At 73.5% G+C, this 24,896-nt stretch carries 21 protein-coding genes; 10 read left to right on the plus strand and 11 right to left on the minus strand.

The window, feature by feature from the left end; genetic code table 11:
• Nucleotides 1-9: 9 nt before the first annotated feature.
• A complete protein-coding gene (locus IE107_RS13530) occupies nt 10-576 on the minus strand; it encodes a DUF1707 and FHA domain-containing protein (RefSeq protein WP_189543984.1) in 567 nt (188 codons plus the stop codon).
• Nucleotides 577-761: 185 nt separating this feature from the next.
• On the opposite strand from IE107_RS13530, the gene IE107_RS13535 reads away from it, so the two are divergent.
• The 3 genes from IE107_RS13535 to treZ all read left to right on the plus strand — a co-directional run bounded on the left by IE107_RS13535 (nt 762) and on the right by treZ (nt 5,016).
• Nucleotides 762-1,715 carry a GNAT family N-acetyltransferase gene (locus IE107_RS13535; protein ID WP_189543985.1) on the plus strand — a complete coding sequence of 318 codons (954 nt, stop codon included), beginning with the start codon at nt 762-764 and terminating at the stop codon, nt 1,713-1,715.
• Nucleotides 1,716-1,893: 178 nt separating this feature from the next.
• A complete protein-coding gene (locus IE107_RS13540; protein WP_189543986.1) occupies nt 1,894-2,805 on the plus strand; it encodes a GNAT family N-acetyltransferase in 912 nt (303 codons plus the stop codon).
• Between the two features lie 423 nt (nt 2,806-3,228).
• Complete coding sequence (gene treZ / locus IE107_RS13545) at nt 3,229-5,016, plus strand: malto-oligosyltrehalose trehalohydrolase (RefSeq protein WP_189543987.1); 1,788 nt, start codon at nt 3,229-3,231, stop codon at nt 5,014-5,016.
• Between the two features lie 56 nt (nt 5,017-5,072).
• On the opposite strand, the gene IE107_RS13550 is transcribed toward treZ, so the two are convergent.
• The 3 genes from IE107_RS13550 to IE107_RS13560 all read right to left on the minus strand — a co-directional run bounded on the left by IE107_RS13550 (nt 5,073) and on the right by IE107_RS13560 (nt 8,340).
• Nucleotides 5,073-6,200 (minus strand): M24 family metallopeptidase, encoded by a 1,128-nt coding sequence (locus IE107_RS13550; RefSeq protein WP_189543988.1) that lies wholly within the window; start codon nt 6,198-6,200, stop codon nt 5,073-5,075.
• A gap of 185 nt (nt 6,201-6,385) precedes the next feature.
• Nucleotides 6,386-7,045, minus strand: a complete 660-nt coding sequence (locus IE107_RS13555; RefSeq protein ID WP_189543989.1) for a LuxR C-terminal-related transcriptional regulator — start codon at nt 7,043-7,045, stop codon at nt 6,386-6,388.
• Nucleotides 7,033-8,340, minus strand: a complete 1,308-nt coding sequence (locus tag IE107_RS13560; RefSeq protein ID WP_189543990.1) for a sensor histidine kinase — start codon at nt 8,338-8,340, stop codon at nt 7,033-7,035. The genes IE107_RS13555 and IE107_RS13560 overlap by 13 nt, the downstream gene beginning before the upstream one ends.
• Before the next feature lie 167 nt (nt 8,341-8,507).
• On the opposite strand from IE107_RS13560, the gene IE107_RS13565 reads away from it, so the two are divergent.
• Nucleotides 8,508-9,224: an ABC transporter ATP-binding protein gene (locus tag IE107_RS13565; RefSeq protein WP_189543991.1), complete on the plus strand. Its 717-nt coding sequence runs from the start codon at nt 8,508-8,510 to the stop codon at nt 9,222-9,224.
• Entirely contained in the window at nt 9,221-11,881 is a 2,661-nt protein-coding gene (locus IE107_RS13570) for an ABC transporter permease (protein ID WP_229866896.1), read from the plus strand. The genes IE107_RS13565 and IE107_RS13570 overlap by 4 nt, the downstream gene beginning before the upstream one ends.
• Before the next feature lie 43 nt (nt 11,882-11,924).
• Here the strand turns inward: IE107_RS13570 and IE107_RS13575 are convergent, their stop codons facing one another.
• The 5 genes from IE107_RS13575 to IE107_RS13595 all read right to left on the minus strand — a co-directional run bounded on the left by IE107_RS13575 (nt 11,925) and on the right by IE107_RS13595 (nt 17,443).
• Entirely contained in the window at nt 11,925-12,857 is a 933-nt protein-coding gene (locus IE107_RS13575) for a LysR family transcriptional regulator (protein ID WP_189543992.1), read from the minus strand.
• 85 nt (nt 12,858-12,942) lie between these two features.
• Nucleotides 12,943-14,136: a glycine C-acetyltransferase gene (locus IE107_RS13580; protein ID WP_189543993.1), complete on the minus strand. Its 1,194-nt coding sequence runs from the start codon at nt 14,134-14,136 to the stop codon at nt 12,943-12,945.
• 92 nt (nt 14,137-14,228) lie between these two features.
• Nucleotides 14,229-15,257 carry an L-threonine 3-dehydrogenase gene (gene tdh, locus IE107_RS13585; RefSeq protein WP_189543994.1) on the minus strand — a complete coding sequence of 343 codons (1,029 nt, stop codon included), beginning with the start codon at nt 15,255-15,257 and terminating at the stop codon, nt 14,229-14,231.
• Between the two features lie 527 nt (nt 15,258-15,784).
• Nucleotides 15,785-16,408: a GNAT family N-acetyltransferase gene (locus IE107_RS13590; RefSeq protein ID WP_189543995.1), complete on the minus strand. Its 624-nt coding sequence runs from the start codon at nt 16,406-16,408 to the stop codon at nt 15,785-15,787.
• 150 nt (nt 16,409-16,558) lie between these two features.
• The gene (locus tag IE107_RS13595) at nt 16,559-17,443 is read right to left on the minus strand and encodes a peptidase S1 (protein WP_189543996.1); all 885 of its coding nucleotides are present in this window, start codon (nt 17,441-17,443) and stop codon (nt 16,559-16,561) included.
• Nucleotides 17,444-17,818: 375 nt separating this feature from the next.
• On the opposite strand from IE107_RS13595, the gene IE107_RS13600 reads away from it, so the two are divergent.
• Complete coding sequence (locus tag IE107_RS13600; protein ID WP_189543997.1) at nt 17,819-20,260, plus strand: GTPase-associated protein 1-related protein; 2,442 nt, start codon at nt 17,819-17,821, stop codon at nt 20,258-20,260.
• 189 nt (nt 20,261-20,449) lie between these two features.
• On the plus strand, nt 20,450-20,920 hold the full coding sequence (locus tag IE107_RS13605; protein WP_189543998.1) for a hypothetical protein: 471 nt from the start codon (nt 20,450-20,452) through the stop codon (nt 20,918-20,920).
• Nucleotides 20,921-20,968: 48 nt separating this feature from the next.
• On the opposite strand, the gene IE107_RS13610 is transcribed toward IE107_RS13605, so the two are convergent.
• Together IE107_RS13610 and IE107_RS13615 are read right to left on the minus strand one after the other, a co-directional pair.
• Nucleotides 20,969-22,090 carry a DUF1648 domain-containing protein gene (locus IE107_RS13610; protein WP_189543999.1) on the minus strand — a complete coding sequence of 374 codons (1,122 nt, stop codon included), beginning with the start codon at nt 22,088-22,090 and terminating at the stop codon, nt 20,969-20,971.
• A gap of 162 nt (nt 22,091-22,252) precedes the next feature.
• Nucleotides 22,253-22,654: a GntR family transcriptional regulator gene (locus IE107_RS13615; protein WP_189544000.1), complete on the minus strand. Its 402-nt coding sequence runs from the start codon at nt 22,652-22,654 to the stop codon at nt 22,253-22,255.
• A 67-nt stretch (nt 22,655-22,721) separates the two neighbouring features.
• Between IE107_RS13615 and IE107_RS13620 the strand changes: the two genes are divergently transcribed.
• The 3 genes from IE107_RS13620 to IE107_RS13630 are packed head-to-tail and all read left to right on the plus strand — an operon-like array spanning nt 22,722 to nt 24,861.
• Nucleotides 22,722-23,093, plus strand: a complete 372-nt coding sequence (locus tag IE107_RS13620; protein ID WP_189544001.1) for a hypothetical protein — start codon at nt 22,722-22,724, stop codon at nt 23,091-23,093.
• Nucleotides 23,090-24,067: an ABC transporter ATP-binding protein gene (locus tag IE107_RS13625; protein WP_229866897.1), complete on the plus strand. Its 978-nt coding sequence runs from the start codon at nt 23,090-23,092 to the stop codon at nt 24,065-24,067. Before IE107_RS13620 ends, IE107_RS13625 begins: the two co-directional genes overlap by 4 nt.
• Nucleotides 24,064-24,861 (plus strand): ABC transporter permease, encoded by a 798-nt coding sequence (locus IE107_RS13630; protein ID WP_189544002.1) that lies wholly within the window; start codon nt 24,064-24,066, stop codon nt 24,859-24,861. The genes IE107_RS13625 and IE107_RS13630 overlap by 4 nt, the downstream gene beginning before the upstream one ends.
• Nucleotides 24,862-24,896 lie beyond the last annotated feature (35 nt).

Raw genomic sequence — 24,896 nt, forward strand, 5'->3', positions numbered from 1 at the left:
GAGGGGCTCTCATTCGGGGGGCCCGAGGACGGGTGCGGAGAGCCGGAAGCTCATCCGTCCGAAGCTCACCTGGTCCCCGTCGCGGACCGGGACCGTGCCGGTGACCCGCTGGCCGTTGACGCAGGTGCCGTTGGTCGAGCCGAGGTCGCGCAGCAGCCAGCAGCCGCCCCGCACGGTGAGCTCCGCGTGCATCCGGGAGACGGTCTCGTGGTTGAGCCGCAGCCCGTTCCCGGGGTCGCGGCCGATCAGCAGGGGGTACGGGCTGGGGGTGGGGAGCAGGAGCTTGGGGAGCCGCTCGGTCTGCCAGACCCGGCGCACCCGGCCGGGGAATCCGGACACTCCGCCCACGACCCGGAGTATTCGCCGCGACCAGCGGCCCTCGCCCTCCAGGTCGGCGGTGAGTGCGTCCAGCTCCTCGGAGCGACGGGCGGTGAGGGCCAGCTCCATGCGCCGCATGAAGGTGTCGTGGGACAGCCTGCCCTGTGCCGCACCGTCTCTGAGTACGCCGAGCACACGGTCGCGCTGGGCGTCGGACAGCCGCACGGAGTACGTGTGGGACTCGAAGGAGGACGTCACACGGCCAATTGTCGGTCCGACCGCCCCGGAGTGTCCAGAACGGGCCCGTGTTCCGCCCGGCGTCCCGCACGGCCCGCGTGGCCGCGGATATCCCCGCGCACGGCCGTGGGGACATTGCTACTGTCTCCCGCCGCAGGCCGCCCGGCACCGCCGGAAGGCATTCTCGCGCGCTCAGAGGAGCTTGTGTGACCCGCGCACCACAGGAACTGACCATCCGTCCGCTCATCGGTCCCCAGGAGCTCGGGCTCTTCCGCCGGCTGTCGTACACCCTCGATCACGAACTCGCCGACGACCTGGAGAGCGGACGCCGCCGCCCCGAGTGGATGTGGGTGGCGATGCGCGGCGAACGCCTGGTGGCCCGGATCGCGTGGTGGAGCCTGGGCGGGGAGGCACCGCTGCTCCTCGACTTCTTCGACCTGGACGACACGCTGCCCGAGCCCGAGCGCGGTGAGGCCGGACTGAAGCTGCTGGAGACCGCGACGGCCGCGGTCGTGCCGGCCGGTGCGGCGCGGCCCGAGTACGGCCGATTCGTGCCGGCCGACTGGCGCGAGGACCCGGCTGTCCGCGAGGTCGTCGAGGCCCGGATCCGGGTCATGGAGCGCTCCGGTGCGCGGATGCTGGTCGAGCGGCTCCGTCTGGAGTGGCGCGCCGGCACGGCGGTCCCCGCCGACAGCGGCCGGCTCCGGTTCCGTCCGGTGGGCAGCCGCGAGGATCTCCTCGCGCTGATGACACCGGTGATGGAGGGCACCCTCGACGCCCACGGGCAGGCCGACCTGGCGTCCGGGCTCACCGCCCGCGAGGCCGCCGAGAAGCACTACGACGAGGAGCTTGCGAAGTACCGCACCCCGCGCGAGTGGTGGCGGATCGCCGAGCTCCCGGACGGTGAGCCGGCCGGATTCGTGATCCCGGCACGCAACGACTACAACCCGATCATCGCGTACATCGGTGTACTGCCCGGCGCACGCGGCCACGGCTACATCGACGACATCCTCGCCGAGGGCACCAGGGTGCTGGCCTCTCAGGACGGCGTGGAACGCATCCGGGCAGCCACCGACCTCGGCAACGTACCGATGGCCAACTCCTTCGCACGCCTCGGGTACGTGAACTTCGAGCGCTCTTTCGACATGGTCTGGGACTGAATCGGTGGACGGCCCACCGGCCCACCGGTTACGGTGACTGCTCCGCCCGAGAACCGAGGAAGGAGGCGAGAACAGTGCGTACACATACCACTTCATTCCCGCGCTCCCGTCCCGTTCGCCGGGCGGTTTCGGTTTCGGTCTGACCGGGAGCGCACCACTTCTTCCGGAGGACAGTTCCATGACCGGTCTGGTCATTCGCGCGCTCACCGAGAGCGACGCACACCTTTTCCACACCCTGCAAGGGCGTGACCTCGTCGGCCGCGCCGCGTTCGGGCACCGTTACGCCACCGTGCACAACGGCGGCGACTACCGCCCCGAGTGGACCTGGATCGCCCTGCGCGACGGTGTCGTGGTGGCCCGTGCCGCCTGGTGGGCCGGGCCCCACGACAGCGAGCCGATGCTGCTCAACTGGTTCGACTTCGCGGACGGCGAGGAGGCGGCGGGCGCCGAACTGCTGCGCCGCGCACCGCTGTACGCCGAGTACGAACTGATCCTGCCGGCCGGCTGGCGGGAGCGGCCCGATGTCCGGGCCGCCGCGCAGGGCCGGATCTCCGCCGCCCGTTCGGCCGGGATGAAGCCGCTGGTCGAGCGGTACCGCTACGAGTGGACACCGGAGTTCGGCCTGCCCGAGCGGCCGGGGCGGCTGGAGTTCCGGCCGGAACCGGACGACGAGGTGATCCTCGACGTGCTGCGCCGGGTCCACTCCGTCACGCTGGACGCGCATGCCCGGCGGGCCATCGAGGGCCCCGGCGGTCTGGAGCAGGCGGCGCGGGAGGATCTCGACTTCTTCCGCTGGTGCCCCTCGCCGCGCGCCTGGTGGCAGCTGGCGTACACCCCCGACGGCGAACTGGCCGGCATCCAGGTGCCCGCCCACAATCCGGGCGGCCCGTGCATCGGCTTCATCGGTGTCGTGCCGGAGCAGCGGGGTCACGGCTACGGGTACGACCTGCTCGCCGAGTGCACGCACTTCCTCGCGGCCGAGGGCGCCCGGTTCATCGCGGGCGCCACCGACCGGGGCAACGTGCCGATGGCGGCCGCGTTCGCGCGGGCCGGTCATCGCATCAGCCAGGAACGCATCCACCTGGTGTGAGTCCGGGGGTGAGCTCCGTCGGCCGTTCCAGGCGGAGTTGCTGCTCGGCGGGGACCGTCGCGTCCTCGCCGCGCGGCCCCTGTCGAGCGCCTGGGCCTCCGGCGCGGTGTCCCGTCGTCGATGCGGACCGGACCGAAGCGCTTGCCGGCACCCTCGATCCATTCGACGTTGCCGGTGTCGGCGGCCCCTTCGGTCCGGAAGGCGGACGCGCAGGCGCCCCGGAGGAAACCGGGCGGGAACGACGGCACGGTCGTCTCGGCCTCCACGGCCGTAAGAGGGAGTGCGTATTGAGCAGAACCTGACGGGGCAATGATCAGAACCAGACCTTAATCGCCAGTAACGGGCTCGATCCAGTGTCATGGGCCGCTGTCCGCGGCTGCTGCCGACGATGGGGGCGCGGGGCGAGGAGACGAGGAGCGTTGCATGCTGTTCGAGGTATGGGCACCGGATGCGGACTCGGTCGGGCTGCGGCTGTCGGGTGAGCTGCGGGCGATGGGGCGTGATCCCGGGCGGGACGGCTGGTGGACGGCCGAGGCGGAGGCGTCGGACGGGGACCGCTACGGCTTCGTCCTGGACGGGGGCGGCGGCGAAGGAGACGGTGCCGGCCCGCGGGTGCTTCCCGATCCGCGTTCGCGCCGCCAGCCGGACGGGCCGGACGGCGAGAGCGCCGTCGTCGACCACTCGTTGTTCGAATGGCGCAGCGACTGGGCCGGCCGGGCGCTTCCGGGCGCCGTCCTGTACGAGCTCCACATCGGCACGTTCACCGGTGAGGGCACCTTCGACGCCGCGGCCGCCCGGCTGGGCCATCTCGTCGAACTCGGGGTCACCCATGTGTCGCTGATGCCGGTCTGCCCGTTCCCCGGTACCCACGGGTGGGGGTACGAGGGGGTGTCGCTCTGGGCCGTGCACGAACCGTACGGCGGGCCGGACGGGCTCAAACGCTTCATCGACACGGCGCACGGACTCGGGCTCGCGGTCCTCCTGGACGTGGTCCACAACCACCTCGGCCCGTCCGGGAACCACCTCCCGGCCTTCGGCCCGTACTTCACCGAGGCCCACCACACGCCGTGGGGCGCGGCGGTCAATCTCGACGCCCCCGGTTCGGACGAGGTGCGGGCGTTCCTGCTGGGCAGCGCGCTCGCCTGGCTGCGGGACTACCGGCTCGACGGGCTGCGGCTCGACGCGGTCCACGCCCTGGCCGACGGGCGGGCGCTGACCTTCCTGGAGGAGCTGTCCACGGCGGCCGACGCGCTCGCGGCGGAACTGGGCCGTCCGCTCCCGCTGATCGCCGAGTCCGACCTCTGCGACCCGCGGACCACGGCCCCCCGCGAATCGGGCGGCATCGGTCTGCACGCCCAGTGGAACGACGACTTCCACCACGCCCTGCACACCGCGCTCACCGGGGAGTCCCAGGGCTACTACGCGGACTTCGCCGAGGCGCCGCTGGCCGCCCTCGCCAAGACCGTGACGAGCGCGTTCTTCCACAACGGCACGTACTCCGGCTTCCGGGGCCGTACCCACGGCCGCCCCGTCGACATCGCCCGCACGCCCGCCCACCGGTTCGTCGGCTACGCCCAGACCCACGACCAGATCGGCAACCGGGCCCAGGGCGACCGGCTCTCCGCCACGCTCTCCCCCGGCCTGCTGGCCTGTGCCGCGGCCCTCGTCCTGACAGGGCCCTTCACACCGATGCTGTTCATGGGCGAGGAGTGGGGCGCGCGCACCCCCTGGCAGTTCTTCACCGACCACACCGATCCGGAGCTCGCCGAGGCGGTGCGCAGCGGCCGGCGGCGGGAGTTCGCGGCGCACGGCTGGGTGGCGGACGACATTCCCGACCCGCAGGACCCGGCCACCCGGAACCGCTCCTGTCTGGACTGGAGCGAGCCCTCCCGGCAGCCGCACGCCCGCCTGCTCGCCTGGTACCGCGAACTGATCGCACTGCGCCGCGCACTGCCCGACCTGCGCGACCCGGACCTGGCGTCGGTGCGCACCGCCCACGACGAGCAGGCGCGCTGGCTGGCCTACCGCAGGGGTGATCTGCGTATCGCGGTCAATCTCGGCGAGAAGCCGGCCACGATCGCGCTGGGCGGCGGCCGGGGCCGGGGCGGCGGGGACCGGGTGGTGGCGGCGTGGGAGCCGGTGGATGTCCCGGGCGGCGACGGGCTGCTGCGCCTGCCGCCGGAGTCCTGCGTGGTGCTGGCCGACGGCTGAGGAGCCGGGCGGGCGGGAGGCACCTCGCGCCCGCCCCGCGCCCGCCGCGTGTCCGGCTACTCGACGATCGCCAGCTCGCGCGCGGTGCTGTTGAGGCGCCGGCCGCCGTCCTCGGTCACGGTCACGATGTCCTCGATCCGCACGCCGAACCGGCCGGGCAGATAGATCCCCGGCTCCACGGAGAAGCACATCCCGGGCACCAGCGGCTGCTCCTCGCCCTCGATCATGTAGGGCGGTTCGTGGGTGGTGACGCCGATGCCGTGGCCGGTGCGGTGGATGAAGCGTTCGCCGTAGCCGAACTCGGTGATGACGGCGCGGGCCGCACGGTCGATCTCCTGGCAGGCGACGCCCGGCCGGACCGCGTCGCAGCCCGCCTCCTGCGCCTGCCGCACGATGTCGTGGACCCGCTGCTCCTCGGCGGTGGGTTCGCCGACGTGGACCGTACGGGAGGTGTCCGAGCCGTAGCCGTGCTTGAGGCCGCCGAAGTCGAGTACGACCATGTCGCCCCGCCCGATGGTGCGGTCACCGGCCTCGTGGTGCGGATTGGCGCCGTTGGGGCCGGAGCCGACGACCGTGAAGTCGACCTGGGAATGCCCGAACCGCCTCAGCAGATCGGCCAGTTCGGCGGCGATATCGGTCTCCTTGCGGCCGGAGAAGCGCACCTTGAGGATCTCCTCGTACGTGGCGTCGGCGGCGGCTCCGGCGGCCGCGAGCCGCTCCAGCTCATGGGCGTCCTTCACCGCGCGCAGCATCGGCAGCGCCTCGGTGAGGGAGACGTACGAGGTGCCGGGCAGTGTGCGCTGGAGCCCGAGCAGATGCATCGCCCAGGCGTTGTCGCTGATCCCGAAGCGGCCCGCGTCTTCGAGCAGCGGTGCGGTGACGGCGTAGGGGTCCTTGCCGTCGGTCCAGTCCCGCAGGGTGAGTGCCGGGGCGCCGACGGCCTTCTCGGCGTCGGGGGCCTCCAGCGTCGGGACGACGAGGACCGGGTCCTGACCGGCGGTGAGGACGAGGACGGTGAGGCGCTCGGTGTTCACGGGCTGGTAGCCGGTGAGGTACACGAGATCGGGTCCGGGCGCGACCAGGACGCCCGCGAGCCCGGCCTCGGCGGCGGTGTCGGCCGCGCGCTTCATACGGGCCCGGTAGTCGTCGGCGGTGAAGGGTAGGGGCCGGCTCTGGCTGGACATGCGGGACCTCCTGGCGACGCGACACGGCACACAGCATCCTGCCCGTCCGGGCCGGTCGACGCCAGCGGGGCCCAGGTCAGCGGATCCGGCCGTACGACGAGGTCGACCCCGGCCCCGCCCCGCTCGACCGGACACGCGTCGGCCTCGTCGGACCGGGCCACCCGCGACCAGCCGCCCGGGGTCCTTCAGCGCGTCCCCTTTCCCTCCAGATAGGCCAGCACCGCCAGCACCCGCCGGTGCACGGTGCCGTCGTCGGGCTCCAGGCCGAGCTTGGCGAAGATCGAGCCGATGTGTTTGCTCACGGCCCGTTCCGTCACGACGAGCTCGGCGGCGATGGTGCCGTTCGCCTTGCCCTGGGCCATCAGTTCCAGCACTTCGCGCTCGCGCGGGGTGAGGCTCCGCAGCGGCCCGGCCGACGACTTGCGGGTCAACAGCTGGGTCACGACCTCGGGGTCGAGCGCCGTGCCGCCGGCCGCCACCCGGTCCAGCGCCTGGAGGAACTGGTCGACCCGGCCGATCCGGTCCTTCAGGAGATAGCCGATGCCCTGCGCCCCCTGGGCGAGCAGCTCGGCGGCGTATGTCTCCTCCACGTACTGCGAGAGCACCAGGATCGGCAGCTCGGGCAGCTCCGCACGGGCGGCGAGCGCGGCACGCAGCCCCTCGTCGCGGAAGGTGGGCGGGAGCCGCACATCGAGCACGGCGGCGTCCGGGCGGTGTTCCAGCAGGGCGGGCAGCACCTCGGGACCGGTCGCCGCGTCGGCCACCACCTCGTGTCCCGAGCTGCTGAGCAGCAGGATCAGGCCCTCCCGCAACAGCGCGTTGTCCTCGGCGATCACGATCCGCACGGCAGCTCCACTTCGATGTCCGTCGGCCCCCCGATGGGGCTGCTGATGCGGGTGGTTCCGTCCAGGGCAGCGATCCGCCGCCTGATGCCGACCAGCCCGCTGCCGGACCCACTCCGGTCCGTGGCCCGCGTGGGCCGGGTGCTCGGGCGGTCGCCGCCGGTGGAGGGCTTCTCCGAGATGCCGTGCCGTTCGCCCGCGCCGCCGCGCCCATTGTCGCTGATGGTCACCCGCAGGGTGCCGGGGGTACGGTCGACGGTCACGGTCGCGGCTGTCGCACCGCTGTGTTTGCTGATGTTGGTGAGCGCCTCGGCGATGACGTAGTAGGCGGCGGTCTCGATCGCGGCCGGAAGCCGCCGGCCGTCCTCGACGCCGTCCAGCTCCGCGGTGACGGGGACACCCGCATCGGCTGCCAGCGCCCTTACCGCGCCCGCCAGTCCACGGTCCGTCAGCACCGGCGGATGGATGCCGCGCACCACGTGCCGCAGTTCGGCGAGGGCCGCCTCCGCGCCGTCCTGTGCCTCGTCCAGGCGGATGCGCGCGGCGGCCGGGTCGCTGTCCAGGAGCTGTCTGGCGAGACCGATGCGCAACGACAGGGCGACGATCCTGGCCTGGGCGCCGTCGTGCAGATCGCGTTCGATGCGACGCAGTTCCGCACCGTGCGCCTCGACCGCACCGGCCCGGCTCTCGGTCAGCTGGGCGATCCGTTCGGCGAGCGCGGCCGACGGCGAAGAGGTGAGCAGCAGGCGTGTCCAGCCGGCCGACAGGTCTGCGAGTACGCCGTGCCAGCGCAGCACCCACCCCTGCCGCTCGGGCAACGAGGTCCCGTACTCGTCGGCGGCGCGCCGGTCCAGCAGATGCACGACCGGGAGTGCGACCCCGTCCACCAGGAGCCCGACCGGCCACAGCACCATCGCGAGGTAGCCGATGACATTGCCCATGAGCGCCTGGAGGGGCAGCCAGAGCGCGTCGCGCCAGACCGTCGGGTCGGCGAGCACCCGCCGGACCCGCTCGGAGAGTTCTTCGCTCTCCAGCGACGGGTACCGCGTCGGCGTGAACGGGACGCCGAGCCGCGCCGCCGTCCTGCGTCGCTCGAACTCCGCGAACCGGCGCAGCACCTTGGCGGCCTCCGGCAGCGCGGGCAACCCGATGATCACGGCGGCGAACAGCAGGGCCACCACCACCAGGAAAGTACCCACATAGGCGACCAGGGCGACCCCGATACCGACGGCCAGATAGCGCGAGGCGTCCCACGAGCGCCGGACGGCGGTCGTCAGCGGGGCGGGAGTGGTGCTCATGACGCATCACGTTACGGGGGTCCGCCCGCCGTCGGAGTGGGGCCCTCCCCCAAGGCGGGGTGGAGCCGGCTGCACCCCGTTCCGGGACCGCGCACCCTCGTGCGGACAGTCTCGGGTTCATAGCGTTTACCCAGGTCAGAAGGGCCGGGCAAGGCAGGGAGGGCAAGGTGGAGGCAACAGTGGACACGATCACAGCGGTGCGGTCGTCCGCGCTGAGGCTGGAGTCGGTGAGCCGGCGCCACGGCCGGCGGGGCCGGGAGACGACCGCTCTCGACGCGGTCAGTTGCGTGGTCCCGGCCGGGAGCTTCACCGCGGTGGTGGGTCCTTCGGGCTCGGGGAAGAGCACATTCCTCCAGTGCGCGGCGGGTCTGGACCGTCCGTCGTCGGGCACGGTACGGATCGGGGACACCGATCTCGGTGCGCTCTCGGAGGCCGCGCTGACCCGGCTGCGGCGGGACCGGATCGGCTTCGTCTTCCAGTCGCACGCCCTCAATCTGGTGCCTTCGCTGAGCATCGAGGAGAACGTGGTGCTGCCGCTGGTACTGGCGGGCGCCGATCCGGCGGACGAGCGGGTGCTGGCCCGGGGGCGGGACCTGCTGGCCCGGGTCGGCCTGGCGGGCCGCGGCGCGCGGGGCCCGGCGACACTCTCCGGCGGTCAGCAGCAACGGGTCGCGGTGGCAAGGGCGCTGGTGACCGAACCCGAGGTGATCTTCGCGGACGAGCCGACCGCCTCCCTGGACCCGGAGTCGGCGGCGCTGGTGCTCGGTCTGCTGCGGGACGCGGTGCGGGTCGACGGCCGTACGGTCGTCATGGTCACCCATGATCCGGTGGCGGCGAGCTGGGCGGACACCGTACTGACGATGGACGGCGGCCGACTGCGATGAGCAAGGGGAGCAGAAGCAGGAGCGACGACGGGGTGGCCCGGTCCCGGCCGGATGTGCGGAGCGGGCCGGATGTGCGGAGCGGCGTCCGGCGGGCGTCGGCGTTCCTCGCCCGGCGGTCGCTGAAGGCCCATCGCCGGGCCTGGGGCGCGGTGTTCGTGGCGATGACGGCAGCAGCCGCGCTGATCGGCGCCTTCGCCCTCGTCGTGGGCTCGCTGCTGCTGGCGCAGCCGCCGGTGGAGCGGTACGCGCAGGCCGGTGCGGTGGTGGCGGCCGATCAGCGGGTGACGTACACGGCGAAGCCGTGGGGCAGCGAGCCGCAGACCGCGACGGCGTATCTGCCGGAACGGGTGCGGCTCGACCGCTCCGTGGTGGCGAGGGCGGCCGCCGCGCACGGCGTCGCGAAGGCCGTCGCGGACGATTCGGTGCCGGTGACCGTGGGCGGTGAGGCCGGCACGGCTTCGGGCTCCGGCCGTTCCTGGGCGGCTGCCGCGCTCACCCCGTACCGGCTGACGGAGGGGCGCGCTCCGAGGACCGCCGCCGAGGTGGTCATCGACGGCGCGCTGGCGGCGGCCACCGGGAGCAGGACCGGCGACCATGTGACCTTGCAGGCCGACGGGACTCCCCGGCCGTACACCGTCAGCGGGGTCGCCGGCACCGGGCACCGGAGCGGTTCCCCCGCCGTCTTCCTCACCGAGGAGCACCTCACCGCCCTGGCCGGGCACCCCGGCACGGTCGACGCGGTGGGCGTCTTCGCCGAGCCGGGCGTCTCCGTCGGTGCGCTGAGGGCGTCGCTGGAGGACGCGATGCCCGACCGCGCCCGTGGCGACCGTGCGATCCGGGTGCTCACCGGCCCGGAGCGCGGGCAGGCCGAGTACCCGGACGCGCTCGGCGCCCGGGGCGAGCTGCTGCCGCTGCTCGCCTCCATCACGGGCACGGTCTTCATGGTGGCGCTCCTGGTGATCGCCACCACTCTCTCCCAGGCGGTCCACCAGCGCTCCGGTGAACTGGCGCTGCTGCGTGCCGTCGGGGCGACGCCCCGGCAGCTCAGGTCGGCCGTCGGCCGTGAGGTGAGCCGGGTGGCCGGTGCCGCGGCGGTGCTGGGCGGGGTCGGGGCCGTACCGCTGGGGCTGCTGATGCGGTCGCTCCTGACGACGGACCCGCTGCCGCTGCCGGTACCGGTGTGGCTGCCGTTCGCCGCGGCGGCCGCGGCCGCGGCCCTCGTCACGCTCGCCGCCCGTCCGGTGTCGGTCCTCGCCGCCAGGTCCATCACCGGGCTGCGGCCCGCCGCCGCTCTGGGCGCAGCCGGTGCGCCGGAGCCGGGCGAACCGGGCCGGGTGCGCACGGTCTGCGGGGCGGTGCTGGCCCTGGCGGGCGTGAGCGCGGCCGGTGCGGCGACGGCGCAGGGCGGGCAGGCCGCCGCGGTGGCCGCTTCGGGTGCGGCGACCTCCCTGATCATCGCCGTGGCACTGCTCGGTCCGTGGATCGCCCGGGTGGCGATGCGGGTCCTCGGCACTCCGGTGCGGCGTGCCGGTGGGGTCTCCGGCTTCCTGGCCGCCAGGTCCGCCGCCGCGCACAACCGGCGCCTCGGTGCGGCGATCACACCGATCGTGCTGGTCGTCGCGTTCGTCTGCGTACAGCTGGCGGCGGCGTCGACGCTGGAGCGGGCGGCCGGCCGGCAGGCCGCCGCCGCGCTGCGGGCCGACCTGGTGGTGACGGGTCCGGCCGCCGGACTGCCGGCCGGTGCGGCTCGGGCCGTGCGCGAGGCACCGGGGGTGGCGGCGGCGACCGGTGTGCTGCGCTCCGGCGTCGTCCTCGCCCACCGGGAGATGGGCGATCCGAAGCTCGACCGGTTCCCGGTGCTGGGTGTGACGGCAAACCAGCTGGCCGGCACGCTCGATCCACGGGTCACCGCGGGCGATCTGGCCGGCCTCACCGGTCGGCGCACGGTGGCGGTCGGCAAGGACCGGGCCGACGATCTCGGTGTCGGCCCCGGCGACAGGGTCGCGCTCCGTCTCGGCGACGGCACCGAGGTACGGCTCCGGGTGGTGGCGGTCTACGAACGCGCGCTGGGGCTCGGTGAGTTCATGCTGCCGCACGAGGCGCTGGCGGGGCACGTCCCGGCCCTTCGCGACCAGCGGATCCTGATCCGCTCGTCGGACGGCACGGCCGCCGCCACCGCCGCCGCTTCGGTACGGCGTGCGCTCGCCCCGTACGAGGGCGTGCGGGTCCGGCCCGCGACGGCCGACGACGTACGGATCGCACCGACGTCCTCGGACCAGGACAACGCGATGGTCGTCATCGGCGTCGGCGTGATCGGTGGCTTCGCGCTGCTCTCCGTGGTCAGCACGCTGTCCCTGATCACGGTGGGCCGCCGCGCCGAGTTCCGGCTGCTGCGGATGGTCGGGGCCGGCCGCCGCCAGCTGCGGCGGATGCTGGTGCTGGAGACGGGGCTGGTGGCGGTGGCCGGGCTGGGGATCGGCACGCTGGTCGCGGCGGTCCCGCTGGTGGCGTTCGCGCTGTCGGCGACCGGTTCGGTGCCGTATCTGCCGCCGGTGCGGTACGGGGTGCTCGCCCTGGCCGTGACGGTCGCGGCGGGTGCGGGGTCGCTGTGGCCCGGGTCGTCCGGCGGCCGGTCCGTCCTCGGGCGCCGGACGTGAGCACGCTCGCCCCGGCCCCGTCCGGCGGCCACGGGGCGGCGTGTCACGGTGACGCGGGCAGGGGCAGCGCCCCCTCCCGGGCCGCCGCCGCGGCCAGCGCGTCGAGCACCGGGGCGATCAGCGGATGCCCCTCCGCCCCCTGCCGTACCGCGGCGAAGACACGGCGGTACGGCGCACTGCCCTCCACCGGCCGCACCACCACCCCCGCCAGCTCCATCCCGCGCAGCGCCGACCGCGGCACCAGCGCCACCCCGGCGCCCGCCCCGGCCAGCGCGACCACCGCGCGGAAGTCGTCCGAGGAGTGCTCCAGCCTCGGCTGGAAGCCCGCGAACTCGCAGGACAGGACCACCACGTCATGACAGGGGTTGCCGGGGTACGGACCGATCCACGCGTCCTTCTCCAGGTCCGCGATGGCCACCTGTGCCCGGCCGGCCAGCCGGTGCCCGACCGGCAGCACCGCGTCGAACGGCTCGGAGTACAGCGGCACCCGGGTCAGCCGCAGATCGTCCTCGCCCGGGGCGCCCCGGTACTCGACGGCGACCGCCACATCGACCTGCCGGTCGAGCACCATCGGCACGCTCGCATCGCCCTCGGCGTCCTGGACCCGGACCAGGATGCCGGGCGCGGTACGCGTCAGTTCGGCGATCGCGGGGGCGAGGACCAGGCCGATGCCGGTGGCGAACGCGGCGACGGTGACCGTACCCGCGTCCCCCGCGCCGTAGGCGGCGAGCTCGGCCTCGGCCCGTTCCAGCTGTGCCAGCACCGCGTTGGTGTGGGTCAGCAGGATCTCCCCGGCGGGGGTGAGCCGGGCGCCGCGCGCGCCCCGTTCGACGAGCCGGTGCCCGGTCTCCTGCTCCAGCGCGGCGAGCTGCTGGGAGACCGCGGAGGGGGTGAGATACAGCGCGGCGGCTGCGGCGGTCACCGTGCGGTGGTCGGCCACCGCACGGAGGATGCGCAGCCGCCGTGAATCGATCATGTGCCCCATTGTCCCAGGTCACGGAGGGAACCCCGCCTTGCGGGCGGGGCTCCCGGGTGAGCCCTTCGGCAGGGGCGGCCGGGCGCTACTCCCCCAGTGCGGCCCGCGCGTCCACGAACGCGTCCACGGCGCGGTTCACGTCCGCCGTGGAGTGCGCGGCGGAGAGCTGGACGCGGATCCGGGCCGCGCCCTGGGGGACGACCGGGTAGGAGAAGCCGATCACGTACACACCGCGCTCCAGGAGGAGCTCCGCCATCCGGCCCGCCTTCGCCGCGTCCCCGATCATGACGGGGGCGATGGCGTGGTCGCCGGGCAGGATGTCGAAGCCCTCCTCGGTCATCCTGGTACGGAAGAGCGCGGTGTTGGCGTCGAGCTGCTCGCGCAGGTCGCCGGCGGCCTCCAGCAGGTCGAGGACCTTGAGCGAGGCGGCCGCGATGACCGGGGCGAGGGAGTTGGAGAAGAGGTACGGGCGGGAGCGCTGGCGCAGCAGCGCGACGATCTCGGCGCGGGCCGCGACATAGCCGCCGGACGCGCCGCCGAGCGCCTTGCCGAGGGTGCCGGTGATGATGTCGACCCGGTCCATCACCTCGTGCAGCTCCGGCGTGCCGCGGCCGCCGGGGCCGACGAAGCCGACGGCGTGCGAGTCGTCGACCATGACCATGGCGTCGTAGCGCTCGGCCAGGTCGCAGATCTCGCGCAGCGGCGCGACGTAGCCGTCCATGGAGAAGACGCCGTCGGTGACGACGAGCCTGCGCCGGGCGCCGGACGCCTCCTTGAGCTGCTTCTCCAGGTCGTCCATGTCGCGGTTGGCGTAGCGGAACCGCTTGGCCTTGGAGAGGCGGATGCCGTCGATGATGGAGGCGTGGTTGAGGGCGTCGGAGATGACCGCGTCCTCGGGTCCGAGGACGGTCTCGAAGACGCCGCCGTTGGCGTCGAAGCAGGAGGAGTAGAGGATCGTGTCCTCCTGGCCGAGGAACGTGGAGAGCCGCTGCTCCAGTTCCTTGTGGACCTCCTGGGTGCCGCAGATGAAGCGGACCGAGGCCATGCCGTAGCCCCAGCGGTCCAGCGCCTCGTGGGCGGCGGCGATCACCTCGGGGTGGTCGGCGAGGCCCAGGTAGTTGTTGGCGCAGAAGTTGAGCACCTCACCGGGGCGGCCGCCCGCGGTGACGGCGACCGACGCGGACTGCGGGGTGCCGATCACGCGCTCGGGCTTGTGCAGTCCGGCGGCCTCGATCTCTTCGAGGGTGGTGCGCATGTCGTCGCGTACGGAGTCGAACATGAGGGGGGTCTCCCAGCTGTCTACGGTGGCGTCGTCGTCGGGCGTCGGCTGCGGACGCGTTCTGCGGAGGCGTCGTCCGCGGAGGCGTCGGGTCAGGAGGTCCAGTCGAGGATGACCTTGCCGCCGCGGCCGCTCGCCGCGTCGTCGAAGGCCGCTTCGAAGTCGCGGTAGCCGTACCGGCCGGTGATCACGGGGGCGAGGTCGAGGCCGCCCTCCAGCAGCACGGACATGGCGTACCAGGTCTCGTACATCTCACGGCCGTAGATGCCCTTGACGGTGATCATCGAGGTGACGATGCGGGCCCAGTCGACGGCGAACTCCTCGGACGGCAGTCCGAGCATGGCGATCCGGCCGCCGTGCGTCATGTTCGCGATCATGTCACGCATCGCCTCGGGCCGGCCGGACATCTCCAGGCCGACATCGAAGCCCTCACGCAGTCCGAGGCGCTTCTGGCCCTCGCTGATGGTCTCCTCGCCGACGTTCAGGGCGAGGCTGACGCCGACCTTCCGGGCCAGTTCGAGGCGGGCCTCGCTGACATCGGTGATGACGACGTTGCGGGCGCCCGCGTGCTTGGCGACGGCCGCGGCCATGATGCCGATGGGGCCGGCGCCGGTGATCAGTACGTCCTCACCGACCAGCGGGAACGACAGCGCGGTGTGCACGGCGTTGCCGAACGGGTCGAAGATCGCGGCGACGTCGAGGTCGACGGGGACCCGGTGCACCCAGACGTTGGACGCGGGCAGGGCGACGTACTCGGCGAACGCCCCGTCCCGGCCGACGCCGAGCCCGAGCGTGGAGCGGCACAGGTGGCGGCGGCCGGCCAGGCAGTTGCGGCACTTGCCGCACACCAGGTGGCCCTCGCCGCTGACCAGGTCGCCGACGTTGATGTCCACGACGTCGGCGCCGGTCTCCGCGACCTCGCCGACGAACTCGTGCCCGAGGACGAGAGGGGTGCGTACGGCCTGCTGAGCCCAGCCGTCGTAGTTGCGGATGTGCAGATCGGTGCCGCAGATGCCGGTACGGAGGACCTTGATCAGTACGTCCGTGGGGCCGATCTCCGGCTCCGGCACGTCCATCAGCCAGAGTCCCGGCTCGGCCTTCTGCTTGACGAGTGCCTTCACGGCGGTGGCTCCCTGTGCTGGTGCGGCGTTGAGTACCCCGGGCCGGGGGCATGCCTGTGGAAAGCCTGCGGCCCGGGGAGGATCGAGAGGGACGGGACACGTGGCAGCGCGCGTCGACCGGCCGCCGCGCACCATCCTCTGCCGTCACGGAGAAATCTGCCGCACCCCGCGCCACAGGTCCATCGAGGTTTTCTTAAGCACGCCCTCAGCTCCGCTTCATGCCGTCGTACGGTTCCCCCGTGGGGCCCACACCGTGTCGTCCGGCTCACACCTTCGCGTAGGGCCCCAGGAAGCGGCGCTGGTGGACCGGGCCGCGACGAGGACCTGGGCGAGGCCGGTCCTCTCGTAGCGGTCGACGACGGATGCGGCGGCGACGTCCTCGGTGGGGCCGACGACGACCGGCACCTTCGCGTCGGCGGCCGGCCGGTCGGTGGTGCGCAGGGCACGGGTGCGGTCCCCGGCGTCGTCCTCGGTCCGCAGGACCGGCCGGAAGGGGGCGGCCGGTTCCGGCAGGATTTGTTGTTCCGTCAGAGCCCTTCGGGCTTCGGGTCGTTGGCGAGGCGGGCGTGCAGGTGCTCGTCGTGGTACTCGCCGTCGCCGAAGCGGTGGGAGTCACGCAGGACGCCCTCGGGGAGGTAGCCGCAGCGGTCGGCCACCCCACAGGACGCAGGGTTGCCGACGGCGTGGGCGATCTCGATGCGACGGGCGTCGGCGGTGTCGAAGCCCCAGTCCGTGATCGCCGCGACCGCCCTGGTCACGAGGCCCCGCCCACGGGCCGCGGGCAGCAGCCAGTAGCCGACCATCGCCAGCCCGTCCTCGCGGTCGACCCAGCGCAGGGAGACGCCACCGAGCACCGTGTCGTCGGCGGCGTCCCGTACGGCGAAGGCGGCGACCGCACCGCGTTCCCACCCGCCGTCACGCGCCTCCACCCAGGCGCGGGCGGCGTCCCGGTCGGTCGTCGCCAGGGGGTTCCAGAGGGCGATCGCCGGATCGGCCGCGGCGGCCACCAGCGCGTCCAGCAGGGTCTGCGAACCGGCGTCGGCCAGGCTCCAGGGGCGCAGCACCGCGTCCCCCAGGTCGAACTCGGTACGGATGAAGGTCTTGCGGTCGGCGGGGACGGGGCGCGCGGCAGGGGCGGAGAGAGCACTCATGACGCCTTTCTACTGAAGCGCCACACGATTTGACCAGCGTTTTTTCCGGCCCGGCGGTGCGCACGCACCCGAGCGGCACCGCGCCGCACACCGAAGTCGGCACCGGTGTGCGGCGCGGCGGACCTCACGAGGTGTACGCCGGACGGCGGTTCAGGAGAGCGCCAGCTCCGTGACGTTGTCGGCCTCCCGGACCCACGTCGCGCTCAGGCCGCCCTCCTTGACGTGTGCGTCGCCGTCGCCCTTGAGCACGCCGATGCGGTTGCCGGAGAGAGCGATCTGGATGGCCTGGTCGTACTCGTGGACCCAGGTCGCGCTGAGGCCGCCCTCCTTCACATACGCCTTGCCGTCGTCCTTGAGGACACCGATGCGGTTGCCGGAGAGTTCGAGCTGGATGACGTCGTCGGCCTCGCGGACCCAGGAGGCGCTGAGGTCGCCCTCCTTCACCCATGCGACACCGTTGCCGACGAGGACGCCGATACGGTTTCCGGCCAGGTCGATGCCGATGGCGTTGTCGGACTCCCGGATCCAGGAGGCGCTGAGGCCGCCTTCCTTCACCCACGCGACACCGTCACCCGTGACGACACCGATGCGGTTGCCCGAGAGTTCGATCTCCTTGACCTTGTTGGACTCCTTGACCCACGTGGCGCTGAGACCGCCCTCCTTCACATAGGCGTCACCGTTGTCCTTCAGGACGCCGATGCGCTTTCCGGACAGGGCGATCTGCTTGACGTCCGTGGCCTCCTTCACCCACGTGGCGCTGAGGCCGCCCTCCTTCACCCACGCGACACCGTCACCCGTGACGACACCGATGCGGTTGCCGGACAGGGCGATCTGCTTGACGTCCCCGGACTCCTTGACCCACGAGGCGCTGAGACCGCCCTCCTTCACATAGGCGTCGCCGTCGACGCGCAGGGTGCCGATGCGGTTGCCACCGTCGCCGGAGACCGTGCCGGGCACCGCGCCGGCCGCGCTCGAACCGGCCAGAGCGGCCCCTGCCAGAACGGCGGCTGCCGCGGGGAGAGTTTTGAGATTCAACGGAGTAACTCCTGTACACAGAGGGACCCTTGGACCCAAAGCACTGTGCCCTCGGGGGATTGAGCGATCCGATGACGCTCAACGACCGGAGGGCCGGAGGGTGCGTGGGCCATTGGGGTGAGGAAGGCGCATCGAACGGGGCCCGCCGCGCGCCGTCCCCGCGATCCCGGCATGGCCGGAACGAAGGCCGGACGACCTTCCGGCAGGGGTGCGTGCGGGGCGGTGTGCCTTGATAGCGTCGCTCCCGCGATTGCGGACCGCTCCCCGCCGGGGTCGTCGCTGCGCCCCGGACGGCCTGCCCTCGACGGGCGGTCCGCGGAGCGAGCGTGCTGACGGTACGGGGACGTTCGCGGCAAGGACGAAGAGGGCCGACGCATGAGCCTCGCGCAGTTGCACTACACCTCTGCCACCGCGGGGGACGACGGGGGTGGCGCACGGTTCACGGCGGTCGGCGCCGGCATACCCACGCCGGTGCTGGCGGAGGCCGGGCAACTCCTCGGGTACGAACCGCCCGCCGGAGCCCCGTACCACCCCACCACCGATGAACTCCGGTCGTTTCCCGAGGCGTTCAGCTTCAGCGCCCTGTCCGACGGCAGCCATCTGCTGAGCCGCACGGTGGCGCTGGGCGGCCCCGGCGCCGGCGGTTTCCACGCGCACGCGGTGCACCTTCCGGCCGGTACCCGGCTGCCGGGCGACGCCCTGCCGATCACGGCCTGGCGGTCGCCGAGCTGGGCGGCCACCGCGCCGGACGGCTCCGCCCCCGGCCCCCTGGCCGCCCTGCCCGCCTCCGCCGCCTTCGGCCCCGAGGCGCTCAACGACTTCGCGGTCTCCCGGAGCCCCTGGCTGGCGGCGGTCTTCGCCGATCTGCGCCGGGTGTGCGACGAGCCGACGGCTTCGCGGCTCGTTCTGGTGGAGCGGCAGTGTGCCGATGTGGCCCGGTGGATCGCCCTGGCCGGGGCCGTGCTGCCGCCGGAGACCGCCCAGCGGCTGACCTTCACCACCTACACCCGCCGCCCTTCCGAGTCCCCGCACCGGATCGTCGGAGTGCTGCCCGAGGACGCCCCCGGACCGACCGGCCCGGACGGCGGACTCCTGGTGCGCGACTGCACCGGGGCGCGTCCCGGGGCGACGGTGGGCGATGCCTGGGCCGAGACCTGCGCCCGGATCTGGCGCAACCGGGCCCCGGAGCTGTTCCGCGCGGCGGCGGAGCTGCCCGGTGAGCCCTTCGCCGCGGGGCCGCTCGCCGTGACGGCACTCTGCGCGGGCGTGCCCCTCGGTCCCGACGGGCGTGCCGCGGCCGCGAACTGGGCCGCCGAGCGGCCGTACGCGCTGGACGAGGTACGGACGCAGCAGCTGACCGACGCCCTGACCGCCCCCGATCTCGACCGCACCAGCGCCGAACTGTCCTGCGTGGCCAGGCTGCTGACCGCACTCGACGGGCGGTCCGCCGGTGCCGCGACCGCCTCGCTGGGCGCCCTGCTGGTGACGGAGGCGGTACACGGCGGCGATGTCGCACTCGAACCGCCCGCGCGCTCGGTCTTCACCGGACCGGCCGGAGAGCGTTCCGCCGCCGCACTCGTCACGGCTCTGGGCGACGACCTCCGTGCCGAGCTCGCCATCGGTACGCCTCACACGGGCGCCGCTGACGGGCGGAGTGTGGGGCGTGCCGTGCAGTTGCTGCGGATCGCGCGGCTGCTCGATGTGGACTGTGCGGAACTGCTCCCCGACGTCGTGGGCCGGATGGCCCGGTCCCTGCTGGACGAAGGGGCTGCCGACTGCGGCGCGGTGCTGCTCGGTCTGCTGGACGAGCAGTTCGATGTCCGTACGGCGCTGCTCGGTGAGCTCGACCGGATCGCCCCGCAGGACCCGTCGGCGGCGGAGCGGCTGCTGGCCGAGGTCGCGCTGCCGTTCACCGGGGCGCAGGCCCTGCCGCATCTGCGGATGTGCGCGGCGGCGCCGGATGCCAGGGCGGGCGGCGGCGAGGACCGGGTGAAGGTGCTGAACACGGTGCTGCGCGCCAGTGGAATGTCACCTTTCACCGAACCGTTGGTGCTGCGCACGGCGGTGGGTCTCGTCTGGGGTGACTCCGCTCCCACCGCGGGCGAGGCGCGGCTGCTGCTGGCCGGGAGCACCTCCGACGCGCACCGCACGGCCGGCACGTGGGCCTGGCTCGTGGCGGCGGCGCTCGGTGCCCCCGCCGACGACACGGAGGCCCCCGAGCTCGCCCATGATCTGTTGCGCGGCTTCCCGCAGGAGATCGACGCGCGGGCGCGCGGCGCGCTGCTCCTCCTGGAGTTCGCGCGGGACGTCCGCTCGGGGGCGGCGGAGCCCGGCTGGGCGGAACAGGCCCGGAAGCTGCGGGCCGGGGCCGAGCCGGTGGAACCGGGCGTGCGCGAGCAGGCGTTCGGCGCCCTGGCCGGGCGGCTGCTCGACCCGGACCGGCCGGAGGCGGAGCTGTACGCGTTCGTCCACAGCGACGACCCGGACCTCATCGCGGCCTACGGCGCCGCCGCCCGGCAGGACGCGGTGCTCGCCCGGCTGCGCTCCGACCCGTCCTATGTCGCCGACTGCTTCACCGTCTGGAGCTCCCACCCGCACGCGGGCCGCGCCTGGGGCGAGACCCGGGCGGCGCTGCTGGAGGAGGTGCTGCGTCCGGTGGTGCGCGGCCTGTCCGCCGGTGAGGTGGCGGCGGTGGAGGAGGCCGCCGAGCGGGCGGGCAGCAGCCGCACGGCGGAGGCGTTCCGGACATGGAACCGGCCGGGCGGCTTCCGCCGGCGGCTCGGCAACCGCCTGGCGGCCCGGGTGCGGCGGTCGTGAGCGGCACCCCTGCGCCCGCGGCGGTCGCGGGCGGCGCCTCCTGGCGGCCATGAGCGGCGCCCCGGCGTCCGCGCGCGGGCCACGGAGGTCGTGGCCCGTCCTGGGTGACCGGTACCGTGTCACATGTCGATGTGCCCCATCGGCCTCGTGCGCTCCCGGCGGGCTGCGTGACACCCCCAGGAGGAGCAGATGACGACGAACCGCGGACGCAAGGACGTCATCCGGGACCGGATGGCCGCGACCGGCGAGTCGTACAACGTCGCCGCCCGCAATCTGAAGGCCATGAAGGACATGGGCGCCACCCGTGAGGCCGTCCTCACCCAGCGCTGGCGCCCCGCCGGCACGCTCGACGTCCCGTGCCCCTGCGGCGGCACGTGCGAGCCCGGCGAGCGGTGCGAGCGCTGCCACGCGCTCCACCGCCACGTGGCGCGCTACCCCGGCAGTGTCACGGACGTGGAGACCTGGGCCGACCGTTACGACTGCATGGGCTGCGCGTCCTCGTACGTCCTGACCGTCGTGCTGCCCGGCCGGCCGTGGGGTGTCGCCGGGACCGTGGTCCGTGGCGGCTCCGCGGAGCCGGTCGTGCAGGCCCGGGTGTTCCCGGGTGTCGCCCATCCGCTGCTGCGGCCGGAGAACTCCGGGGACGAGTCCGAGGACTGATCACCGCCACCCGCGTCGGCACCTGCCCGCGCCCCGGCCGCCCCGGTGTCACCGGACGGCCGGGACGACGGCCGATCCCACCGCGACGGCGAGGACCAGGGCCGCGACGACGAGGGACCGCGGGTTGCCGAAGTTGACCGTCCAGCCGATGCCGACCCGCTTGGGCACCAGGACCGCGGGGTCGTCGGCATTGACGTAGACCGTGCCGGCGCCGTGCCAGAAGCGGTCGTCGTCGCGCGGGACCAGTCCGGTGTTCTCCTCGTCCGCGGTCTCCGGCAGCCGGCTGCCGGAGGGCCCGACGCGCAGGACGAGCCAGGCGGTCACGGCGAGGACCGCAAGGAGCGGCACACCGGCGGCGGCCAGGGTCATGGCCGTGGAGCGGGTGTCGCTCCACATCAGCGCGGACAGCCCGAGCAGCATGAGATTCATCAGGGCGGCGATGCCCATCATGGAGCGGGCCGTGACCGTGAGATATCGGCGGTAACGCGCGGCGCCGGCCACGGGGCGTGCCACATCCAGGTCGGCGCGGGCGCGGAGCAGGCCGGCGACGGTGGCGGCCATGATCAGGGTGAGGACGACCTGGCCGAGGACGAGGCCGAAGGTGGTCCACACACTGGTCGGGTAGGTGCGGTAGGCGGTGCCGCCGAGGGAGCGTTCGGGCATGGCGATGCGCTCGGGCAGGCCGGGGTAGACGACGGCGCCCGCGGCGACGCTGACGGCGATCACGACCAGCGCGGGGACGGTCCAGCCCCAGGGGAAGCGGACCGGGTCGGTACGCAGGGACGTGTCCATCACCGCGCCCTGCCGGGCCTGTTCGTACCATCCGCCCTCCGCCTTCGCGCGGGCGATGCCCCGATGGGCACGTACCCACAGAGCGGCGGCGAGGGCGCAGAGCAGCAGCGAACCGACGGCTCCGGCGGTGAGGGTGCCGAGCGCGGCTCCCAGCGCCGAGGCGGACACGGTGACGACGGCCGCGGCGACGAGCACCGCACCGCGGTAGCGGCCGCGCTGTTCCTCGACGGCGGCGGCGCGCGCCTTGTCCGGCGGTACGCGGACGCCGAAGGGAACGGCGGAGGGGTTGAGGAGCGGGCTGGGGGCGGCGTACAGCACGGCGCTCAGCACCGCGAGCATGCCGAAGTTGAGAGCTGCGTCGACCAGCAAGATGTTCACCTGTCCGTTCTTGTCGCCGCCCCCGGCGGGGCGGGACGCCGCACCGGCACACGGCACGGCGTACCGGGGTCTCGTTGCGTGAGTCGTTCTCGGGGGAATGCCGCGCCGCGGCACCGGTCGCCGCGCCCTCCCGGGCCCGGCCACCCCGCCCGGCCCCGCGGGTCAGGGCCTTTCGTCCTCCCTCCCGGGGAAGCGGTCCAGAACCGCCGCGACATGACTCATCACCTCCGCCTTCGCGATCCCTCGCACATCCAGCTCGGCGAGGAGGGTGCGCATGCGTGCCTCCCAGTCGACGCCGGCCCGCAGCTCGTCCGACGGCTGCTTGACGTCCGGCCGGACCGCCGCACCGCTCTTGCGGTTGATGCGGATGAACCCTTCGCGTCGCAGCAGGTCATAGGCCTTGTTGACGGTGTGGAAGTTGATCGCCAGATCGACGGCCAGCTGTCGGGTGGAAGGAAGTCCGGCACCGGGCGCCAACGCCCCTTCCGCGATGGCTTCCACCACCCGGTCCCGGATCTGCTGATAGATCGGCACCTCGCTGTCGAGGTCGAGCACTAGGTACACGTCCCAACTCTATCTGCTATACATCTTATAGAACAGACGCTCAGGCCCCGTTGGAGGGTGAATCCCCATGGCACTGATGAACATCACCGACACCGGCCTCACCATCGAGTTCAGCGGTCGTGAACGCCCATGGATCCGGCGCGGCTCCCTGACCGTCCCGCTCACCGCGGTCCGCCGGGTGACCGTCGTCGACAACCCGCTGCGCGCGGCCCACGGCACCCGCAAGGGCCTGCATGCCTCCGGAGTCGCGAAGATCGGCACCTGGGGGCTGATCACCGGCCCCCGCCAGCTCGTGGCCGCCTACCGGGGCGGACCGGGACTGCGCGTGGAGCTGGACCGCGCCGCCACCGGCGGCGACTTCGACGAGCTGGTCCTCTCGCTCGACGACGCCCGGCAGCTGGCACAGCTCATCGAGCAGCGGGTGGGGAGCCACCGGTGAACGGACGGCCGCAGGGCCTGCCCATAGAGGTCAGCGGACTCACCAAGCGGTTCGGCCGCATCCGCGCCGTCGAGGATCTGAGCTGCACCGTGCGGCCGGGGGTCGTCACGGGCTTCCTCGGCCCCAACGGCGCGGGCAAGACCACGACGATGCGGATGGTTCTCGGCCTGGTGGCTCCCACCGCGGGCACCGCCACCATCGGCGGAAAGCGGTACGCGGAACTGCCCAGGCCCTCCGCCACCGTGGGCGCCGTCCTCGACGCCTCCGCGGTCCACCCCGGCCACTCGGCCCGCGACCATCTGCACATCTACCGCACCATGGGCGGCCACCCGGCCGAGCGGGTCGACCACTTGCTGGCCCGGCTGGGGCTCGACCACGCGGCCGACCGCCCGACCCGCACCTTCTCCACGGGCATGCGGCAGCGGCTCGGTCTCGCCACCGCCCTGCTGGGCGACCCGCAGGTGCTGCTGCTGGACGAGCCGGGCAACGGGCTCGACCCCGAGGGCATCGCCTGGCTGCGCGGCCTGCTGCGCGGGCTGGCGGCCGAGGGGCGCACGGTGCTGGTGTCCAGCCATGTGCTGAGCGAGGTGCAGCAGACCGTCGACGACGTCGTCGTGATCCGCGAGGGCCGGCTGGTGGCGGCGGGACCGCTGACGGAGATCGAGCGGCTCTCGCCCGGCACGGTGCTGGTCCGCTCCCCGGACGCGGCGGCCCTGCGCACCGCACTGCTGCGCGGCACCGCGCGGGGCGGGGCGGCCGACCGGGTGGACCTCATGCCGGACGGCACGCTGTGCGTGTACGGCATGGCGGACTCGGCCGTCGCCGATCTGGCCGCCGCTCAGCGGCTGCGGGTGTACGGGCTGTCCGCCGGGACGAGCCTGGAGCAGCTCTTCCTCCATCTGGCGGGGGACGGCGAGGCGGCAGGCCGGGACCGGCGCCCGGCACTGGCGAACGAGGAGCGGAACCGGCGATGAACGCACTGATCAAGGCGGAGTTCCGGCGGCTGGCCGCCACCCGCCTGTGGCTGTGGGCACTCCTCGCGGCCGTGGTCCTGGGCGGCGGCATGGTGGGGGCGATGACGCTGGTCGGCCCGGAGAACTTCGATCCGCCGGCGCCCGGCCTGGACACCGAGGACGGCGTCCGCTCCCTCCTCGGGATGCTGAGCTTCACGGTGTTCCTGCCGGCCGCGCTCGGCACCCTGGCGATGACGGGCGAATACCGGCACCGCACCGTCACGTACACCTTTCTCCACGCCCCGCGGCGCCGGCAGGTGCTCACCGCCAAGCTCGTCGCGTACGGCGTCGCCGGCCTGGTGTACGGGCTGGTGCTGACCGGCACCGCGGGGGCCGCCTTCTTCGGGGGCGTCGCGGCGCGCGGGGTGACCCCCGGCACGGCCACCGGCGAAGTGCTGATGATGCTGCTCCGGCCTGCCCTGGCGATGGCGGTGTACACCCTGCTGGGCGTGGCGGCCGGGGCGCTGATCCGCCATCAGGTCGCGGCGCTGGCCGTCGTCGTCGGCTATCTGTACGCGGGCGAGTTCCTGCTGATGATGATCCCGGGCGTGAAGCTCCTCTACCCCCTGCTGCCCGGTGGCGCCACGGCGTCCCTGACCGGCTTCGACTACGCCGCGGACACGGTGGCCGCGGAGCTGGCGACCGGCCCGGTGCAGCTGCTCTCCCCCGTCGGCGGCGGGCTGCTGCTCACCGGCTATGCCCTGGTCGCGGCGCTCGTCGCGGTGCTGGTGCCGATGCGCAGGGACGTGTACTGAGCCCGCACGGCACAGCGGGTGCCCCGGAACGCGTT

Source organism: Streptomyces gelaticus (assembly GCF_014649535.1).
Taxonomy (GTDB): Bacteria; Actinomycetota; Actinomycetes; order Streptomycetales; family Streptomycetaceae; genus Streptomyces; species Streptomyces gelaticus.

Excerpts from the sequence above, each read along its gene's own strand:
- IE107_RS13540 (WP_189543986.1), top strand. The coding sequence starts at position 1,894 with ATGACCGGTCTGGTCATTCGCGCGCTCACCGAGAGCGACGCACACCTT.
- treZ (WP_189543987.1), top strand. The coding sequence starts at position 3,229 with ATGCTGTTCGAGGTATGGGCACCGGATGCGGACTCGGTCGGGCTGCGG.
- IE107_RS13550 (WP_189543988.1), bottom strand. The coding sequence starts at position 6,200 with ATGTCCAGCCAGAGCCGGCCCCTACCCTTCACCGCCGACGACTACCGG.
- IE107_RS13560 (WP_189543990.1), bottom strand. The coding sequence starts at position 8,340 with ATGAGCACCACTCCCGCCCCGCTGACGACCGCCGTCCGGCGCTCGTGG.
- IE107_RS13570 (WP_229866896.1), top strand. The coding sequence starts at position 9,221 with ATGAGCAAGGGGAGCAGAAGCAGGAGCGACGACGGGGTGGCCCGGTCC.
- IE107_RS13575 (WP_189543992.1), bottom strand. The coding sequence starts at position 12,857 with ATGATCGATTCACGGCGGCTGCGCATCCTCCGTGCGGTGGCCGACCAC.
- IE107_RS13580 (WP_189543993.1), bottom strand. The coding sequence starts at position 14,136 with ATGTTCGACTCCGTACGCGACGACATGCGCACCACCCTCGAAGAGATC.
- IE107_RS13590 (WP_189543995.1), bottom strand. The coding sequence starts at position 16,408 with ATGAGTGCTCTCTCCGCCCCTGCCGCGCGCCCCGTCCCCGCCGACCGC.
- IE107_RS13600 (WP_189543997.1), top strand. The coding sequence starts at position 17,819 with ATGAGCCTCGCGCAGTTGCACTACACCTCTGCCACCGCGGGGGACGAC.
- IE107_RS13605 (WP_189543998.1), top strand. The coding sequence starts at position 20,450 with ATGACGACGAACCGCGGACGCAAGGACGTCATCCGGGACCGGATGGCC.
- IE107_RS13620 (WP_189544001.1), top strand. The coding sequence starts at position 22,722 with ATGGCACTGATGAACATCACCGACACCGGCCTCACCATCGAGTTCAGC.
- IE107_RS13630 (WP_189544002.1), top strand. The coding sequence starts at position 24,064 with ATGAACGCACTGATCAAGGCGGAGTTCCGGCGGCTGGCCGCCACCCGC.